This window comes from Streptomyces hamibioticus (genome assembly GCF_047946815.1).
Classification (GTDB): domain Bacteria; phylum Actinomycetota; class Actinomycetes; order Streptomycetales; family Streptomycetaceae; genus Streptomyces.
In genome coordinates, this window is sequence record NZ_JBKKQY010000001.1 from 7,180,111 (window position 1) to 7,197,979 (window position 17,869).

Annotated in this window: 11 protein-coding genes and 5 pseudogenes; 5 read left to right on the top strand and 11 right to left on the bottom strand. The window is 72.9% G+C overall.

From position 1 onward, the window contains the following. Window positions 1-31: 31 nt before the first annotated feature. The 3 genes from ACLGIH_RS32820 to ACLGIH_RS32830 all read right to left on the bottom strand — a co-directional run bounded on the left by ACLGIH_RS32820 (window position 32) and on the right by ACLGIH_RS32830 (window position 834). Window positions 32-217 carry a hypothetical protein gene (locus ACLGIH_RS32820; protein WP_416528916.1) on the bottom strand — a complete coding sequence of 62 codons (186 nt, stop codon included), beginning with the start codon at window positions 215-217 and terminating at the stop codon, window positions 32-34. A 111-nt stretch (window positions 218-328) separates the two neighbouring features. Further along, entirely contained in the window at window positions 329-697 is a 369-nt protein-coding gene (locus ACLGIH_RS32825; RefSeq protein ID WP_416528917.1) for a hypothetical protein, read from the bottom strand. Then, window positions 694-834, bottom strand: coding sequence for a hypothetical protein (locus tag ACLGIH_RS32830; RefSeq protein WP_416528918.1), 141 nt, complete (start codon window positions 832-834; stop codon window positions 694-696). Before ACLGIH_RS32830 ends, ACLGIH_RS32825 begins: the two co-directional genes overlap by 4 nt. Before the next feature lie 190 nt (window positions 835-1,024). Here ACLGIH_RS32830 and ACLGIH_RS32835 point away from each other — a divergent pair, with 190 nt between their 5' ends. Together ACLGIH_RS32835 and ACLGIH_RS32840 are read left to right on the top strand one after the other, a co-directional pair. Then, a complete protein-coding gene (locus tag ACLGIH_RS32835; protein ID WP_416528919.1) occupies window positions 1,025-2,827 on the top strand; it encodes a thiamine pyrophosphate-requiring protein in 1,803 nt (600 codons plus the stop codon). Then, window positions 2,824-3,957, top strand: a complete 1,134-nt coding sequence (locus tag ACLGIH_RS32840) for an SDR family oxidoreductase (protein WP_416528920.1) — start codon at window positions 2,824-2,826, stop codon at window positions 3,955-3,957. The genes ACLGIH_RS32835 and ACLGIH_RS32840 overlap by 4 nt, the downstream gene beginning before the upstream one ends. Window positions 3,958-4,672: 715 nt before the next feature. Here the strand turns inward: ACLGIH_RS32840 and ACLGIH_RS32845 are convergent. Beyond that, window positions 4,673-5,647 (bottom strand): annotated as a pseudogene (locus tag ACLGIH_RS32845) (sigma-70 family RNA polymerase sigma factor); the annotation flags it as partial. 155 nt (window positions 5,648-5,802) lie between these two features. Here ACLGIH_RS32845 and ACLGIH_RS32850 point away from each other — a divergent pair. Beyond that, window positions 5,803-7,602 (top strand): thiamine pyrophosphate-requiring protein, encoded by a 1,800-nt coding sequence (locus ACLGIH_RS32850; protein ID WP_416528921.1) that lies wholly within the window; start codon window positions 5,803-5,805, stop codon window positions 7,600-7,602. Continuing rightward, on the top strand, window positions 7,599-8,753 hold the full coding sequence (locus ACLGIH_RS32855) for an enolase C-terminal domain-like protein (RefSeq protein ID WP_416528922.1): 1,155 nt from the start codon (window positions 7,599-7,601) through the stop codon (window positions 8,751-8,753). Before ACLGIH_RS32850 ends, ACLGIH_RS32855 begins: the two co-directional genes overlap by 4 nt. A gap of 47 nt (window positions 8,754-8,800) precedes the next feature. Here ACLGIH_RS32855 and ACLGIH_RS32860 read toward each other — a convergent pair. After that, window positions 8,801-9,889: pseudogene (locus ACLGIH_RS32860) on the bottom strand (molybdopterin dinucleotide binding domain-containing protein); the annotation flags it as partial. A gap of 2 nt (window positions 9,890-9,891) precedes the next feature. On the opposite strand from ACLGIH_RS32860, the pseudogene ACLGIH_RS32865 reads away from it, so the two are divergent. After that, window positions 9,892-10,683, top strand: a pseudogene (locus ACLGIH_RS32865) (cytochrome P450); the annotation flags it as partial. A 54-nt stretch (window positions 10,684-10,737) separates the two neighbouring features. Here ACLGIH_RS32865 and ACLGIH_RS32870 read toward each other — a convergent pair. From ACLGIH_RS32870 to ACLGIH_RS32895, 6 genes and pseudogenes are all read right to left on the bottom strand, one after another. After that, window positions 10,738-11,805, bottom strand: a complete 1,068-nt coding sequence (locus tag ACLGIH_RS32870) for an AI-2E family transporter (protein ID WP_416528923.1) — start codon at window positions 11,803-11,805, stop codon at window positions 10,738-10,740. A 700-nt stretch (window positions 11,806-12,505) separates the two neighbouring features. Continuing rightward, the gene (locus tag ACLGIH_RS32875; protein WP_416528924.1) at window positions 12,506-12,889 is read right to left on the bottom strand and encodes a hypothetical protein; all 384 of its coding nucleotides are present in this window, start codon (window positions 12,887-12,889) and stop codon (window positions 12,506-12,508) included. A 93-nt stretch (window positions 12,890-12,982) separates the two neighbouring features. Further along, window positions 12,983-13,471 carry a hypothetical protein gene (locus ACLGIH_RS32880; protein ID WP_416528925.1) on the bottom strand — a complete coding sequence of 163 codons (489 nt, stop codon included), beginning with the start codon at window positions 13,469-13,471 and terminating at the stop codon, window positions 12,983-12,985. A gap of 277 nt (window positions 13,472-13,748) precedes the next feature. Further along, window positions 13,749-14,594: pseudogene (locus tag ACLGIH_RS32885) on the bottom strand (PA14 domain-containing protein); the annotation flags it as partial. A gap of 58 nt (window positions 14,595-14,652) precedes the next feature. After that, window positions 14,653-14,745, bottom strand: a pseudogene (locus ACLGIH_RS32890) (hypothetical protein); the annotation flags it as partial. 28 nt (window positions 14,746-14,773) lie between these two features. After that, on the bottom strand, window positions 14,774-17,860 hold the full coding sequence (locus ACLGIH_RS32895) for an AfsR/SARP family transcriptional regulator (RefSeq protein ID WP_416528926.1): 3,087 nt from the start codon (window positions 17,858-17,860) through the stop codon (window positions 14,774-14,776). Window positions 17,861-17,869: the final 9 nt, after the last annotated feature.

Sequence of the window (17,869 nt, forward strand, 5' to 3'; positions counted from 1 at the left end):
CCCACAACGTTGCCGGGCGCCGGCGTCCGGGCTACTCGCCGCTCGAGTCGTCCCCGGGCCTCGGGTTCCGGACGCTCCGCTGGCTACGGAAGTCCAGGACGTCGGCGGCCTGGCGCCGGGTCTGCTCCGCGACGCGCTGCACCTCGGCGACGACGTCGCCGCGCTCGTCCAGCAGACGGTCGTAGATCGGTGCGGTACTCGATGCGGTGATACTCACGCGGTTATCCGTTTCTCCGGTAGACATCACGGGCCGGGCACAGCGTAGACGCCGGTCGCTGCCCGGCGAGCGGCGGTCCGGAGTCCGGGCGGCCGGCGGGGCCCGCCGGAGCTACCGGGTCAGGGTGCTCGTGAGCGCTCCGAGGCCGGTGGCGCAGGCGAGAACGACTGCCGCCGCGGCGGCATGGCGCTTCAGCAGGTCACGTCGCAGTGCCGCATAGCGGGACTCGTATTCGTCCCGCAGCTGTTCGGCGCGTTCGGCGGTCGTGCGCAGAATCCGGCGGGTGAGGTCGAGCCGATGGTGCACGTACCTGCGGGACACCTCCTCGGCCTGCGCGGTGGTCAGCCAGGGCAGCTGCGCGCACAGGGCCGCGGCCTCCTCGCGCGCCGCCGCGTACTGCCCGTGGGCCAGCAGATAGCCCTCGGCCTCGGCGGCGAGCGCGGAGCCGCCGGTGTCCGGCCGGTCCCCGGAGTACGTCATGGCCGGCCGCCCTCGTGCCGGGGCGGCGGGCAGGCCGTGGCCCACTCCAGGGAGCGGCCCCGGCCCTCGATCAGCCGGCCCCTGCCCCGGCGTCCCCTGGCCGGCGCCACGGTGACCGGATCGGTCTGTGTCGTCATCAACGGCTCGATCCACGCAAGAGGGTCCATGGCTGATCAAACAGTCAAGATGCCCCGGTCGCGGGGGGCCGAGCCGGGGCGCGCGCGTCGGCGGGACTGCCACCCGTGCGGCGGTACGGCGGACGGTTTACGGGCCGGTGGGCGAGGCAACCCAATCGAGCACTGACCCTCCCTCGTTCAGGAGCAGCCCATGACCCAAGTCTCCGATTACGTACTGCAACGCCTGACCGAGTGGGGTGTCCGGCGCGTGTACGGATACCCCGGCGACGGCATCAACGGACTGCTGGGTGCCTTCGACCGTGCCGAGGGGGATCCGGAGTTCATCCAGGCGCGGCACGAGGAGATGGCGGCGTTCATGGCGTGCGCGCACGCCAAGTTCACCGGCGAGGTGGGCTGCTGTGTCGCCACCTCGGGCCCCGGCGCCATCCACCTGCTCAACGGCCTGTACGACGCCAAGCTCGACCACCAGCCGGTGGTGGCCGTGGTGGGCCAGCAGAAGCGGCTCAGCCTCGGCACGCACTACCAGCAGGAGGTGGACCTCGAGCGGCTGTTCGCGGACGTCTCCGAGTTCTGCCAGATGATCGTCCACCCGGGGCAGGCCCGGCACGTGATCGACCGGGCGTTCAAGACGGCGCTGACCACGCGCGGGGTGGCGACGATCATCATCCCGAACGACGTGCAGGAGGAGGACGCCCAGCCCTCGCCGCCCAAGGAGCACGGTTCGGTGTTCTCCAGCGTCGGCTGGAGCCGCCCCCGTGTCCTTCCCGACCCGGACGAGGTGCGCAAGGCCGCCGACGTCCTCAACGCGGGCGACAAGGTCGCCATGCTCGTCGGGCAGGGAGCGGCCGGCGCCCGGGAAGAGGTCGTCGAGGTGGCGGAACTGCTGGGCGCGGGAGTGGCGAAGGCGCTGCTCGGGCGTGAGGTGCTGCCCGACGACCTGCCGTTCGTCACCGGCCCCATCGGACTGCTCGGCAGCAAGGCCAGCGACGAGATGATCCGCGGCTGCGACACCCTGCTCATGGTCGGCAGCAGCTTCCCGTACTCGGAGTGGCTGCCCGACGAGGGGCAGGCCAGGGGCGTGGAGATCGACATCGACGGGCGGATGATCGGGATCCGCTACCCCATGGACGCCCACCTCGTCGGCGACGCGAAGGAGACGCTGCAGGCGCTCATCCCGCTGCTGCGGCGCAAGGAGGACCGCTCCTGGCGGGAGAAGATCGAGAAGAACGTCGCCGAGTGGAGCGACGTGGTGGACAAGTGGGCCGCCCAGCACTTCGGCGGTTCCATCAACCCGCAGGCCGTCGCCTCACAGCTGTCCTCGCGGCTGCCGGACCGCGCGATCCTGACCGCCGACTCCGGTTCGGGCACCAACTGGTGGGCCCGCAACATCAAGCTCCGTGACGACATGCACGCCTCGCTGTCCGGCACCCTGGCCACCATGGGCCCCGGTGTCCCGTACGCGATCGCCGCGCGGTTCGCCCACCCGGACCGTCCCGTCATCGCGTTCGTGGGCGACGGGGCGTTCCAGATGAACGGCATGAACGAGATGATCACGGTCAAGCGCTATCTGGACCGGCTGTCCGGGCGGGCGCCGTTCATCTTCTGCGTCTTCAACAACCAGGACCTCAACCAGGTCACCTGGGAGCAGCGCGCCATGGCAGGCGATCCGAAGTACCCCGGCTCGCAGGACATCCCGGACATCCCCTACGCGGCCTACGCCCAGCTGATCGGCCTGAAGGGCATCGTCTGCGAGGACCCGGAGAAGATCGGTGCCGCCTGGGACGAGGCCCTGGCCTCCGACGTGCCCGTCGTCCTGGAGTTCAAGGTCGACGCCGAGATCGCGCCGATCCCGCCGCACATCATGGCCGAGCAGGGCAAGAAGGCGGCCAAGGCGGCGCTGCGCGACCCGGAGAAGGCGGGGATCACCACCAAGGGCGTACGCCAGAAGCTCACGCAGTACGCGGAGCACCTGCCCGGCAGGGGGAACTCATGAGCCACCGGAACGGGACGCACGCAGCTGCCGGGGTCGTCGTGGTGACGGGCGCGTCCGGCGGTGTGGGCCGGGCCACGGCCCGGGCCTTCGCCGCGCGCGGCGCCGCCGTCGCGCTGCTGGCCCGGGGCCAGGAGGGCCTCGAAGGCGCCGCCCGCGACGTGCGCGAGGCGGGCGGCGAGGCGCTGGCCCTGGCCGTCGACGTCGCCGACGCGGAGGCCGTCAACGCGGCGGCGGAGCGGGTGGAGCGGGAGCTCGGCCCGATCGACGTGTGGGTGAACGCCGCGTTCTCGACCGTGTTCGCGCCCGTGACGGAGATCCGGCCCGACGAGTACCGCCGGGCCACCGAGGTGACGTACCTCGGCTTCGTCCACGGCACCCTGGCGGCCCTGCGCCGCATGCGGCCGCGCGACCGGGGCACCATCGTGCAGGTCGGCTCGGCCCTGGCGTACCGCAGCGTGCCGCTGCAGTCGGTGTACTGCGGTGCCAAACACGCCATCCGGGGGTTCACCGAGTCCCTGCGCTGCGAACTGCTGCACGAGGGCAGCGGCGTGCACGTCACCATGGTGCAGCTGCCGGGGCTGAACACCCCGCAGTTCAGCTGGGTGCTGTCGCGGCTGTCCCGGCATCCGCGCCCGGTGCCCCCGGTCTACCAGCCGGAGGTCGCCGCGCGGGGCGTCCTGCACGCGGCCGACCATCCGCGGCGGCGCGAGCACTGGGTCGGCGGATCGACCGTCGCCACCCTGCTCGGCCAGCGATTCGCCCCCGCTCTGCTGGACCGGTATCTGGCCCGGACGGGCTACGACTCCCAGCAGACCGAGGACCCGGTCGACACCTCACGTCCGGCCAATCTCTGGGACCCCGCCGACGGCACGACGGGCCGGGACCACGGGGCGCACGGCGTCTTCGACGACGAGGCGCACGGGCGCAGCCTCCAGCTGTGGCTGTCCCGGCACCGCCGTCCGCTCGCCCTCGGCGCGGCCCTGGTCGGCACCGCCGGCACGGCCCTCGCCGCCGGGCTGCGGCAGGACGGTCACGGCGGCAGGGCCGAGGCGTCGCTGAGGCGGACCGCGCACTCCAGCGGCAAGGCGTGGACGAAAGCCTGCGGCGGGTTGCCGCGCAGCCGGCGCTGACGTACGTCGTACTCCTCGGCGTACAGCCCGGGCGGTCCGCAGGCCGCCCGGGCAGGACGTCCGCGATGCCGCGGCGCAGGGGCCCGGCACCGCTGGGCCGCGAGTGGGGCCACCAGCGCTCCCCCGGGCTCCCACAGGCCCTCCGGACGGTGCCGGTCATGTCTTCGGATCCGTGGGCATCCGTGGGCAGGGGAGGAGCCCGCGCCGGTCGCCCGTCGCGCGGAGCGCGGCCCGCCTGCCGCGCGGACCATCGGGCGGCCGTCGGTGTGTGCCGTACCGCCCCGGCGCCGGTCCGAGGCGCCCGGCGGTGCGGCACGGCAGGGTCCGGAGTCGTCCGGCGGGTGCGGACCGGCGTCCCGCACTCGGATCGCCGCCGAGACGCCCGGTCCGTCCCGGCCGTCGCGCACCGTCTCACCGGAGCGGGACGACTCACCGGTGCGGAACGCCTCGCCGTGCGCCGGGCGGGTTCCGTTTCCGCGGCGGCCGTGGCACCGGCCGCCGGACGCGCCGGACCGAGGGTTCCCGCGGGCCGCACCGCCTCCGCCGGACGACGGGAACCGCGCCTGGAGCGCGTCGGCCGCGCCACCTCCATGCCGCGGAGCATCGACCGGTGCTCCGGCCGGTCCGCCGGCCGCTCATCCGGCCGGTGCTCCGCCCTCTGCTCCGCCGCCGCGCCCTCGCCCAGCGACCCGTTCGCCAGCAGACCCTCGCGCAGCCGGCCGAGACAGCGGCGCAGAATGCGCGAGACCTGCATCTGCGAGACCCCGATGACGTCGGAGATCTGCTGCTGGGTCCGGTCCCGGTAGAAGCGCAGGTGGAGCACCTCGCGCTCCCGCTCCGGAAGCTCCTTCACCAGGGAGGCCAGGGCCACAGTGTCCACGACCCGGCCGTAACCGGCGTCCTCGGCGCCGATCAGACAGGAGAGTGGTTCCTCCCGTCCGTGCGCCGCCGGCTCATCGAGGGACCGCGGACGGCACTCGTGCAGGGCACGCAGGGTGGACAGCACACGGCCGTGGTCGAGCCCGGTGTGCTCGGCGATCTCCTCCGCGGTGGGGGACCGGCCGCCGAGCCGCTGCTCGAGTTCCTCGACGGCCTGGAACACCGGCCCGCTCGCCTCCCGAAGGGGACGGGGGAGCCGTACGGTGTCGCAGTGGTCGCGCAGGTGCCGCCGCAGCTCACCGGTGACCTTGGGCAGCGCGTAGGACAGGAAGGCGTGCCCCAGCGCCGGGTCGTAGCCGTCGACGGCCTTGATCAGTCCGAGGGACGCCACCTGTACCAGGTCGTCGGGCTCCTCCCCGTACCGGTGGAACCGGCGCGCCACGCGGCGGGCCATCGGCAGCAGCAGCCGGATGACCCGGTCCCGGAGCGCGGCACGCCGCGGCCCGGGCGGCTGCTGCGCGAACTCCAGCAGCAGGGCGTCCAGGTCGTCCGAGGAGGGCTGCTCGGCCGCGGAGGCACCGTGGTGCGTCCGGAGCGGGGCGGTGATGCAGGAAGACATGGGCCTCTGGGGATCGGGCCGGGCGGGGACGCACGGCCTCGGGACCGTGGACGCCGAAGGCGATGCTGTCGTCGACGTGGCGGTGATGCTGTTGTCAGGGACGTCCGACCGTGGCCGCCGCCCTCTCGTGGCGGTTGCCGAATGCGCGTCTGTGCTTGGGTGACCCGGCGGACACGCCCCGAAACACGGCATCACTCTTCGTCACCGGACCGGGCGCCACCCGGGTGACGCCGATTCCGCCACCCGACGGCCGGTCCAAGAGAGTGGCGAAGCGCGGCGCACCGTTTACGCGTCCGGGCGAGGGGTCACCCACAGACACGGCAGAGCTGTGTCCGAGGGAGGACGTCATGACGCTGGTCGCGGATTTCGTGCTGGAGCGCCTGCGGCAATGGGGTGTGGAACGGGTGTACGGCTATCCCGGTGACGGGATCAACGGACTGCTCGGCGCGTTCGACCGTGCCGAGGGGGATCCGGAGTTCATCCAGGCGCGGCACGAGGAGATGGCGGCGTTCATGGCGTGCGCGCACGCCAAGTTCACCGGTGAGGTGGGCTGCTGTGTCGCCACCTCGGGCCCCGGCGCGATCCACCTGCTCAACGGTCTGTACGACGCCAAGCTCGACCACCAGCCGGTCGTCGCGGTCGTCGGCCAGCAGAAGCGGCTGTCGCTGGGCACGCACTACCAGCAGGAGATCGCCCTCGGACAGGTGTTCGCGGACGTCTCCGAGTTCTGCCAGATGATCGTCCACCCGGGGCAGGCCCGGCACGTGATCGACCGGGCGTTCAAGACGGCGCTGACCACGCGCGGGGTGGCGACGATCATCATCCCGAACGACGTGCAGGAGGAGGACGCCCAGCCCTCGCCGCCCAAGGAGCACGGTTCGGTGTTCTCCAGCGTCGGCTGGAGCCGCCCGCGTCTGCTGCCCGACGACGGGGAACTGCGCAGGGCGGCCGGTGTGCTGAACTCCGGTGAGAAGGTCGCGATGGTCATCGGCCAGGGGGCCGCGCACGCGGAGAGCGAGCTCGTGGAGGTGGCGGAACTGCTGGGCGCGGGAGTGGCGAAGGCGCTGCTCGGGCGCGAGGTGCTGCCCGACGACCTGCCGTTCGTCACCGGCCCCATCGGACTGCTCGGCAGCAAGGCCAGCGACAACATGATCCAGGGCTGCGACACCCTCTTCATGGTCGGCAGCAGCTTCCCGTACTCGGAGTGGCTGCCCGACGAGGGCCAGGCCAGGGGCGTGGAGATCGACATCGACGGGCGGATGATCGGGATCCGCTACCCCATGGACGCCCACCTCGTCGGCGACGCGAAGGAGACGCTGCAGGCGCTGATCCCGCTGCTGCGGCGCAAGGAGGACCGCTCCTGGCGGGAGAAGATCGAGAAGGACGTCACCGAGTGGCACGCCATCTGCCAGAAGCGGGCCGGCCAGCACTTCGGCAAGACGATCAACCCGCAGGCGGTGGCCTCGGAACTCTCGCCCCGGCTGCCGGACGACGTCATCCTGACCGCCGACTCGGGCTCCGGCACCAACTGGTGGGCGCGCCACCTGAAGCTGCGCCGGGGCATGCAGGCCTCGCTCTCGGGGACGCTGGCCACCATGGGCCCCGGTGTCCCGTACGCGATCGCCGCGCGGTTCGCCCACCCGGACCGCCCCGTCATCGCCTTCGTCGGGGACGGGGCGTTCCAGATGAACGGCATGAACGAGATGATCACGGTCAAGCGGTACCTGGACCGGCTGTCCGGGCGGGCGCCGTTCATCTTCTGCGTCTTCAACAACCAGGACCTCAACCAGGTCACCTGGGAGCAGCGCGCCATGGCCGGCGACCCCAAGTTCCCCGGCTCGCAGGACATCCCGGACGTGCCCTACGCCCAGTACGCCGAACTCCTCGGCCTGAAGGGCATCCACTGCGACAAGCCGAAGAAGGTCGGCAAGGCGTGGGACGAGGCACTGGCCAGTGACCGGCCGGTGGTACTGGAGTTCAAGGTCGACGCCGAGATCGCGCCCATCCCGCCGCACATCATGCTGGAGCAGGGCAAGAAGGCCGCCAAGGCCGCCGTGAGGGACCCGGAGAAGGCCGGCATCACCACCAGGGGCGCCCGGCAGAAGCTCACCGAACTGGCCGAGCACCTCCCGGGACGGCACTCGTGACCGGCCCGGACGCCGTCGGCGGAGAGGCACTGGCGCACTGCCGGATCGACGCGGTCGACGTGCACGCCTTCGAGGTGCCCACGGACGGCCCCGACGGCAGCGAACAGGACGGGACGCTGGAGTGGGACTCCACCACCATGGTCCTCGTCCGGGTGCACGCCGGCGGCAGGACCGGCCTGGGCTACACCTACGCGGACGTGTCCGCCGCCTCCTTCGTCGACTCCAAGCTGGCCCCGCTGCTGCGCGGGCAGGACGTCACCGCGCCCGCGGCGCTGTGGCACCGCATGGGCGCGCAGATCCGCAACGCCGGCCGCCCCGGAGTCGGCGCCATGGCCGTCTCCGCCGTCGACGTGGCGCTGTGGGACCTCAAGGCCAGGCTGCTGGACCTGCCGCTGATCCGGCTGCTGCCCGCCTACCACGACCGGGTACCGGTCTACGGCAGCGGCGGTTTCACCAACTACTCCCTCGACCGGCTCACCGAACAGCTCGCCGGCTGGGTCGCCCAGGACATCCCCCGGGTGAAGCTGAAGACCTCCCGCGAGCCCGACCGCGACCCGGAGCGCCTGACCGCGGTGCGGAAGGCGATCGGCGACGGGCCGGAGATCTTCACCGACGCCAACGGCGCGCTCACCCGCAAGGAGGCCCTGTACTGGGCGCGCAGGTTCCACGACGAGTGGGACGTGCGGTGGTTCGAGGAGCCCGTCAGCTCCGCCGACCTCGAGGGGCTGCGCATGCTGCGCGACCGGGGCCCGGAGCGCCTGGAGATAGCGGCGGGCGAATACGCCTTCACCTCCCGCGACTTCGTCAACCTCGTCGAGCCGCCCGCCGTGGACTGCCTCCAGGCCGACGTCACCCGGTGCGGAGGCATCACCGCGGTCCTGGAGACGGCGGGCCTGTCCGCGGCCCGGCACCTCGACCTGTCCGCCCACTGCGCCCCGGCCGTCTCGGCGCACGCCTTCTGCGCGGTCCGCCGCCTGCGGCACCTGGAGTACTTCCACGACCACGTACGCGTCGAGAACCTGCTGTTCGACGGCACCCTGACGCCCGACGGCGGCACCCTGCGCCCCGACCCGGGCCGTCCCGGTCTCGGCCTGGACGTCAAGTGGGCCGACGCCGAGCCCTACCGGGTGTACGGAGCACGGCCGGCCTGACCGGCCCGCGGAGAGACCGGGGCCCCGGCCGCCCGCGTGACGTGCGCTCAGGGCTCCGTGCCGGTGCGGTCGTCGATGCCCGCCCGTGTCCGGTAGTACCGCACCAGCCGAGTGGCGGCCGGTCCGCGGGGCCGGCGCCCCGGCCGGATGTCGACGGCGAAGGCCTTGGACTCCTGGATGTGGGTGTTGGGGTCCAGGGACATGTGCAGCAGTTCGTTGGCCGCGTCGCCGGTGCTGTATCCGTTCGGGCCCCAGTGGTAGGGCAGACCCACCTGGTGCAGGGCGCGTCCGTGCACGGTCAGGGGCGCCATCCGGTCGGTGACCAGCACCCGCGCCTCGATCACGCCGCGGGCGCTGACGATCGTCGCCCAGCCGATGTGCTCCAGACCGCGCTCGGCGGCCAGCTCGGGGGAGACCTCGCAGAAGAACTCCGGCTGCAGTTCGGCCAGGTAGGGCTGCCAGCGTGACATGCCGCCCGCGGTGTGGTGCTCGGTCAGACGGTAGGTGGTGGCCACGTACGGGAACACCTCCGCGCCGGGCTCGTCGCCGCTGGGCTGGTAGCGGTTGTCCGGGTGCGGCGGCAGCAGGTGCCGTACGGGGTTGCGCTGCTGCCGGTACAGCGCGTTCGGGAACGGGGAGTCCTGCGGCTCGTAGTGGGTGGGCAGGGGCCCGTCGGTCAGCCCGGCCGGCACGTAGAGCCAGGCCTTCCCGTCCGCCTGCATGATGAACGCGTCCGTGCCCGTGAGGGCCTCCGGGCCGCTCGCGTCCGGCGGCGGCTCGTGGCCGGGGGCTTTGTCGGGTTTGAAGTCCGGGATGTCGTGGCCGGTCCACTGGCCCTGCTCCGCGTCCCACCACACCAGTGCCTTGCGCTCGCTCCACGGCCTGCCGTCGGGGTCGGCCGAGGCGCGGTCGTACAAAATCCGGCGATTGGCGGGCCAGGCCCAGCCCCACTCGCCCGCCACCCAGTCCTGCTGCTCGCCGGGCTTGCGCCGGGCCGCCTGGTTCACGCCGTCGGCGTACACCCCGCAGTAGATCCAGCAGCCGCAGGCGGTGGAACCGTCGTCTCGCAACTGCTCGTAGGAGGCCAGCGGGCCGCCGCTGGAGTCGCGGCCGTTGATCTCCGCCAGCACGGCATCCGATGTCCCGCGATCTGCGGGCCATGGTCGACGGCTTCGCCACCCTCGGGCCGCGCCACTGGCGCGCACGGCTCGGGCGCCGCCGCCAGGAGGACCGGCTGGCCCGCCTGGTGGACGACGTCCGCTCCGGCAATACGACCGCACCCGCGGACTCGATGCTCGAACGGATCTGCCATCACCGGGACACGGACGGACGACAGCTCGACCCGCACACCGCCGCCGTGGAACTGCTGAACGTCCTCCGGCCGACGGTGGCCGTCAGCCGGTACCTGGCCTTCGCCGGCCACGCCCTGCACCGCCGGCCCGAACACCGCGAACGGCTCCGCGAAGGCGACGACGCGTACGCGACGGCGTTCGCCCATGAGGTCCGGCGCTTCTACCCGTTCACGCCCTTCCTCGCCGGGTATGCGGCCAGGGACCTGTCCTGGCGCGGCGAGGAGATCCCGGCCGGGGGCCTGCTGGTGCTGGACGTCTACGGGCAGGACCACGACGAGGGCCTGTGGAGCGACCCGTACACATTCCGGCCGCAGCGGTTCCTGGAACGCGCACCCGATCGCGACGAGCTGATCCCGCAGGGCGGGGGCGATCCGCGGACGAGCCACCGCTGCCCCGGCGAAGCGGTCACCGTCCGTGTGCTGGCGGCCCTCGCGGTGCGCCTGGCGCGGCTGGCCCACACGGTCCCGGACCAGGACCTGACGATTCCGCTGTCGCGCATCCCGACCCGTCCGCGCAGCGGCTTCGTGATCGGCGACGTACGCCTCCCGGCCGCCGGCCGGCTCGCCGTCGCCGACTGAACGGCTCCCGGTGGCGGAGCCGGTCCGGGCGGTGCGGCCGGCTCCTCGTGCTCCTCACCGGGCGGGGGGCCCCGCAGAGGGCGACGGGCCCGGGGCCGGCGCGTAGCGCGCTCGCAGCTCGTTGACGACTCCGAACGCGGCCGCGGTGACCGGCACCGCGAGCAGCACTCCGACGATCCCGGCCACGGAAGCCCCCGCCGTGAGCGCCACCAGGACCACCGCCGGGTGAATCCGCACGGTACGGCTCTGGACCATGGGCTGGAAGATGTTCCCCTCCAGCACCTGGACCACGAGCACCACCCCCAGCGCCCACAGCGCGATGACGAGCCCCCGGTCGGCGAGCGCCACGAGCACGGCCGCGGCCCCGGAGGCGAACGCGCCGAGGTACGGGACGTAGGCGCCGAGGAAGACGATCGCGCCGAGCCCGAGCGCCCCCGGCACGCGCAGGACGAGCAGGCCGACGGTGATGCAGACCGCGTCGATGAGCGCCACCACGGTGGTGCCCCGCATGAACCCCTCGACGCCCTCGAAGGCCCGTCGGGCCATGGCTTCGACGGTGTCGGCACTGTTGCGCGGGACGAGCGAACGCAGGGTGCCGGCGGCCCCGTCGGAGTCGCGCAGGAAGAAGAAGACGAGAAGCAGTGCGAGCACCGCCATGCCGAGGGCCTGGAGGACCAGGCCGACCCCGCTGACGATGCCGGAGGCGGCTGTCCCGCCGAACCTGGCCAGCAGGTCCAGGGCGTCGTGGGCGAGATCCTCCAGCGACGTGCCGGACGCACCGAACCGATCGGCCAGTTGCCGCACCGCCCTGCGCAGCGAGGCCACGATCTGGCCCCAGGTGTCGACCAGCGCGACGGTGACGGCGTACACGGCACCCCCGACCAGGCCGAGGACGGCGGCGCAGGTGAACCCGGCGGCGACGGACCGGTTGACCTTCGCCCGCACCAGCCGCCGGTGCAGGGGGAGGAGCAGCGCGGTGCCGAGCAGGGCGAGCAGCACGGGAACGACGGCCGGCCGGAGTGACACGCACACCTGGATCCCGACGTAGACGACCCCGGCGACCAAGAGGATCACGGCGCACCAGGCGGCCAGCCGGCGAACGGGCTCCGGGAGCAAGTGCACGCGCCCAGCGTAGGGACCGGCGGCCTGGTTCCCCGCGAACGGCTCGCCCGCGTTCACACCGGGGGACTTCCGCACAGGACCAGAGCACAGGCCGCTGTCCTCCGACGCGGAGTCATCCCCACCCTCCTTCGCCACAGCGCCCCCGGCCACGCGACCCGGCGAACGTTCCCGCGCAGCAGGACGGAGATGCACAGCTGTGCGGAACCGACCGGCCGTACGGCGGCCGGACCGCAGAGTTCGCTTTCGCGGATCGGCGCCGGAAGCCTGAGGACGGACGGCGCCACTTCGACAGGTGCCCGCACGTCGCCGCGAACGCAAGAACCGGGCACGCCGCCCTCAAGTGGTCGCTCACCGAGGGCTCCACGGTGCACATGGGCCGTCCATCGCCGATCGTGTCCGGCTCTCGGACAATCCGGTGCCGCCGGACGAGGGCCCCGACGTCATCGCCGACCCGGGCCTTCCCGCTTCCATCACCCGCGCAGCGTCTGCCGGCCGCCCGTGTCCGTGCTGCCGTGGAGGAACACTGCCGTGCCGGCACCGGCCGTCGGCCCATGTGCGTCGATCGGAGGCCCGGCTATCTCTCCGGACGCCGCCTCGATACGCCGATGGAGGAGGTCTGCGGCACGCGCCGCCAGGACCCCCGGTGCGGAAGGTCGGGTTCAGAGCATCGACAGGCGGCCGAAGTCGGCAAGCGCCGAACTCAGACCTCGCCGTCCGCACGCTGCTGAGCTTCCGTCAGTTCTTCCAGGACTTCCAGCAGCGCCTTGGCTGTCCCGGGGCCTGCTCCCGGCAGCGCGGTCGAAGTGCCCGCACTGTCCCAGCCTTCGGTGCCGGCCAACTCCGGCGCGCCGTCGACCGTGCTCATGAGCGTGGTCCGTGAGGTGGCGACGCATTCCACCGCCCATGGCTCCTCCCGTACCCACGCTCGCTGCACCGCGTCGTGGAACGCCTGCTCCGTCGCGTGCTCGTCCTGCCCGTGTTCGTCCAGCAGCCGTTCCAGCAGCTCGGTCACGTACGGCACGGTGGTGTTGCTGATCCGCGGGCCGTCCGTCGGCCCGCCCTGCTGCGTGGGGCGATCGTCCATACCCCGGTCAACGAGCCGCCCGCCCGGGCAGCGGGGTGAAACCACGTGCCGCGGGCTGACGCCGGCCCGGAATCCCTCCGTTGCCCGATCCGCTCAGACACCGAGGGAGGCGCGGACGGTCGCGATCTCGTCGAGCAGCTCCTCCATGCGTTCGAAGCCCCGGTCGACGCAGCTCATGTCGACCCTGCACGCGGCCTGCCGGGCCCGCAGCAGCGGGTGATGGGCCACGGACACCGGGAAGGCCAAGGGATCGAGGTCCGGCGCTCCGGCCTGGAGCAGGTCGAGGCCGGAGCGGGTGCCGTCGGAGACGGAGAGCGACAGGGTGTCGAGTGCCTCCCCGTCGGCCGGCCACGGGAGCAGTTCTCCGCCGTTGGTCAGGAGCCGCTGCCCATGCCATCCCCGGGGCTGGAGCCAGGCGACCTGCTCCGCGACACGGTCCACGCCGAAGAGCCGGTGGACGAGGTCCGGCGGGGGCCGTACGCCGGACGGGGCGTCGGCCGCGGGCCAGGTGAGGCCCACGGCGGACGCCGCCGCCCGGTAGCCGTGCGCTGCCTTGCGCAGGGCCGGCAGGTCACCGAGCATCACGGGGTTGCCTTACACGACGGGTTTGCCTTCATGTCCTCACGGACGTGCCTTGGGTTGCATGCACAGGCCGGTCCCGCCCGGATTGATCCGGAATCCGAAGCTCGGCCCTTTCCCCCCCGACCCAGGGCGATCGGCAGCACGATGAACCTGTCCGTGTCCTTCACCTGGCACTTGCCGAAGAACGCGGAGAGGTCATGGGCTGAGGCAGCGACTCCGAGGTCGGCACCGGCCTCAGGGAAGCCCCCGCTCGCCGGCTACTACGCCTGGTCGCTCGGAAGTCGCCGCCGAACGGCCACGTCGCGACCCTCCGGTACTGGTCGGTGACCTCGTCGCCGTCGGTGTCGTTCAGTTCGGTCAGCTCGTGCTTCCGCGAGACGTACAGTTTGCCGTCCACGTACTTGATGCCCATCGGCTCCTTGAGGTTCCCGGCCTCGCCGACCGTGTTGTTGCTGCCGCCCCAGGTGGCCACAGCGAGGCGGCCGTCGGGCAGCCGGTCCATCGCGGAAACCTGCGGCTCGAAGCCGTTCGGCCGGAGGTCGGTCAGGGTGTAGTTCGGGTGCACGCCGGTCAGCGGCAAGCCGTCACCGGGCGAGTCCGTGCCTCCCTCGCACTCCTTGCGGCCCGGCGACGTCACGCGTACGACATCGGCGTCCGTGCTGAGCGCGGAGTTCGGTACGACACTGAAGCCGGAGGCGCCCGGAGGCTTCCAGGCCAGTGTGAGCTGCTGACCGCCGTCGCGCTCGAAGCGCTCGATGCGCAGCGAGCGGTGACCGGACGTCAGGTCGACCGTGGCGTCCTTGGGCGTCGGGCCGTGCGCACCGTCGTGATTGACGACCAGTTGGTCGTCGATCCACAGCCGGGACCCGTCGTAGCTGGTGAGCCGGAAGGTGTGGCTTCCGGCGGTGGGGACACGGAGGTTACCGATGACGTGTGAGACGAAATGGGACTCCAGGCCGAAGTCGTCGGCCGAGGACCAGTTGACCACCGGCATCAGCTTGTCGGTGCTCGGTGTCTGACCCGCCTTCAGGGTGCAGACCTCGCTCAGCGGTACCTGAACGTCGAAGACGCGCAGGGTGACTCCGGGTTCCTGGGGAGGGAGACCGGCGCCTGCTGAGGCGGGGGGCCTTGGTGACGACACCCAGGTCGATGGGCGGGTCCAGCGTGTCGAGGTTGGCCGTGGGCGGGATGAGCTGGTGGTCCAGGGTCAGCACGGCGACGGCCGCTTCGATGGCGCCCCCGGCGCCGAGCGCGTACCCGATGACAGTCACCACAAGCGGTCAGCAGCGCAGCCGAGGCGTTTCACGCAGATGCGCAGCCGGGTTCGTCGACGCCTGCCGAGAACTCTGCGGTGAACGCCGTCATGCCCAGCGCTGCGAGCGCGCCGGCGCTGATGCGGTCCACGTCGCCGCGTTCGGCCTTCGGCAGGGGAGCACCGGCGGCCTCGCGGGCGCGGGAGGCCGTGCCCAGCAGGCGGGCGGCCCGTGTCGGCTGCCCCAGCAGGACGCAGGCGCCCGCCAGCCCCTCGTAGGCGAGGGCGACGGCCCGCGGGTCGCCGCCTTCGCGGGCGACCGCGAGGCCTTGGCGGTGCAGGGAGAGGGCCTCGTCGGCGCGGCCGCGCTGTTCGGCGAGGAAGCCGAGTTCGGCGAGCAGGAGCGCGGGGCCGGGGCCGAAGTCGGCCTCCCGGTGCCAGGCGAGGGTCTTGTGCAGGTGCTGTTCGGCGAGGCCGAGGTCGCCCTCGCGCCGGGCGGCGAGCGCGAGGCCGATCTCCGCGTGGATCTCGCCCGCCGCGTAGCCGTGCTCGGCGGCCAGCTCCCTCGCCTTCCGGTGCAGTGCGGTCGCCTGTGGGACGTCACCGGTCAGCAGGGCGATCCTGCCGAGCCCGGTGAGCCTGTCCGCGGCGTGGGTCCAGAAGCCCAGTTCCTCGGCGCGGCGGAGGCCGTCCCCGTGCAGCTGAGCGGCGCGAGCGTAGTCACCGGTGATGCCGGCCAGCGCGGCCAGCGGATAGCCGGTCTGCAACTGCCCCCAACGGTCGCCGAGATCATCGAAGAGGGCGTGGCCCTCCTCGGCGCTGCGGCGCACCGTGGCCAGGTCGCCCCGCAGCAGGGCCTGCGTGGCCCGGGTGCTGAGCGCCGCGGCGGTTCCCCACCGGTCGCCGGCGGTACGCAGGCGGTCCAGGGCGCGGTCCACCAGGGTCTCGCTGCGGGACAGGTCCTCGCCCGCGCTGAGCAGGGCGTGGCCGAGGAACCAGACGCCACGCGCGCAACCGGCTTCCTCGGCGGCTGCCTCGTCGGGCGTCCGGACCGCACGACCGGGTCCCTGCGCGGTCAGCACGGTGAAACCCGCCTGCCACAGGAGTGCGTCGGACCGCAGCGCGGCCTCGGTGTCGCCGGGAACCCGCAAGGTCTCCTCCAGCGACCGCCGGGCCTCACTCAGCCGCCCGCGCAGGAACCAGTACCAGGCCGAGGCGAGCGCCAGGCGCAGCGCCCCTGAGGCGTCCTTCGACCGCACGGCGCGTTCCAGGGCACTGCGCAGGTTGGCGCGCTCCTGGTCGAGGAGTGCCAGCCGGCGCTGCTGCCCGGATCCGTGCAGGTCGGCTGCCGCCTGCTCGGCCAGCTCGGTGTAGTGGGCGTGGTGGCGCAGGTGCAGGGCGTCGGTCTCGCCCGCCTCCGCCAGCCGTTCCCGCGCGTACGCCGCTATCGACTCCGGCAGCCGGTACCGGGGGCCGTCGGCCACGGTGACCAGCGAGCGGTCCACCAGACGGATCAGCGGGCCGAGGACGTCCTGGTCACCGCCGCCGCACACCGTCTCGGCCGCTTCGAGGGTGCAGCCGTCGGTGAAGACCGCCAGGCGGCGCAGGACCGTCCGTTCGCCGTCGGTGAGCAGCCCCCAGCTCCAGTCGATCACCGCACGGAGGGTCCGCTGGCGCGGTGGTACGCCTCGGTGGCCGCCGGACAGCAGACGGAACCTGTCGTCCAGCCGGGCGGAGATCTCGTGCACGCCCAGCGCACGGACCCGGGTGGCGGCCAGTTCCAGCGCGAGCGGGATGCGGTCGAGGCGACGGCAGATCGTCGCGACGGCCGCCGCGTCGTGCTCGGTGACGGCGAATCCGGGCGCGGCGGCCGCGGCGCGCACCGCGAACAGGCGCTCGGCGTCGGCGTGCGACAGCGGTGGCACGGTCCACACGGTCTCCGCGGCCAGCCCGAGGGGTTCCCTGCTGGTGGCCAGGACGCGCAGCCCCGGGGCGGCGGCCAGGATCCGGCGTACGGTCTCGGCGGCCGAGTCGACGACGTGCTCGCAGTTGTCCAGCAGCACCAGCAGCCGCCTCGGACGCAGGGCCTCCTCCAAGCCCACCGCGCCCTCTTCGCGGATGTCCAACGCGGCGCTCAGCTGCTCGGCCACGTCCGTGGAACCGGCGAGGCCGACCATCCGGACCCCGTCGGGGTAGGCACCGGCCAGGCGGCCCGCCACTTCCTCCGCCAGACGGGTCTTGCCCACTCCGCCCGCCCCGGTCAGCGTCACCAGCCGGTGCGCGGCGAGCAGTTCACGTACCGCGGACACCGCTTCGGTCCTGCCGATCAGCCCGGTGAGGGGGGTCGTCAGGGTGCCGTGCCCGCTTCGCCGGGGGACCGGAGCCGCCCGCAGCGCCTGGTCGTGCTGGAGGACCGCCTGGTGAACGGCGGCCAGTTCAGGCCCGGGATCCACGCCCAGCTCCTCGGCCAGCCGCCCCCGCACCTCGGCGTAGACGGCCAGCGCCTCGGACTGCCGTCCGGACCGGTACAGCGCCCGGAGTTGAACGGCGCGCAGCCGCTCCCGCAGCGGGTGACGGGCCGACAGCTCCGCCAGTTCGCCGGTCAGAGCCTGATGCTCGCCCAGTGTCAGACGGGCCTCGGCGAGCGCTTCCAGGGCGGTCAGCCGCTGCTCCTCGAGTTGCCCGGCCGCGAATCGTACGAAGTCCAGGTCGCCGAGGCCGGCGAAGGCATCCCCCTGCCACAGCGCCAGGGCCTGCGTCAGCAACTCCGCCCTGCTGCGCGGGTCCTCGGTGGCGTACGCGGCAGTGGTCGTCGCGGCGAACCGGCCGGAGTCCACGTCGTCCGGGCCGACGCGCAGCAGGTATCCCGGTGCCCTCGACTCGACCAGCCGCTCGGCCCCGGGTTCGGCCCGCCCCAGGGCGCGGCGCAGCCGGGAGACCTTCGTCTGCAGGGCACCGGCCGGGTCGCGGGGCAGGCGGTCGCCCCACAGATCGTCCACCAGCCGGTCGGCCGAGACGGTACGTCCCGCGTGGACGAGCAGAACTCCCAGCAGCGCGCGGACCTTCGCCTCGGGGATGCCGACCGGCTGTCCGGCGGTCGTCGAGACGGTGAGCGGCCCGAGCACGGAGAAGTACATGGCCAAACC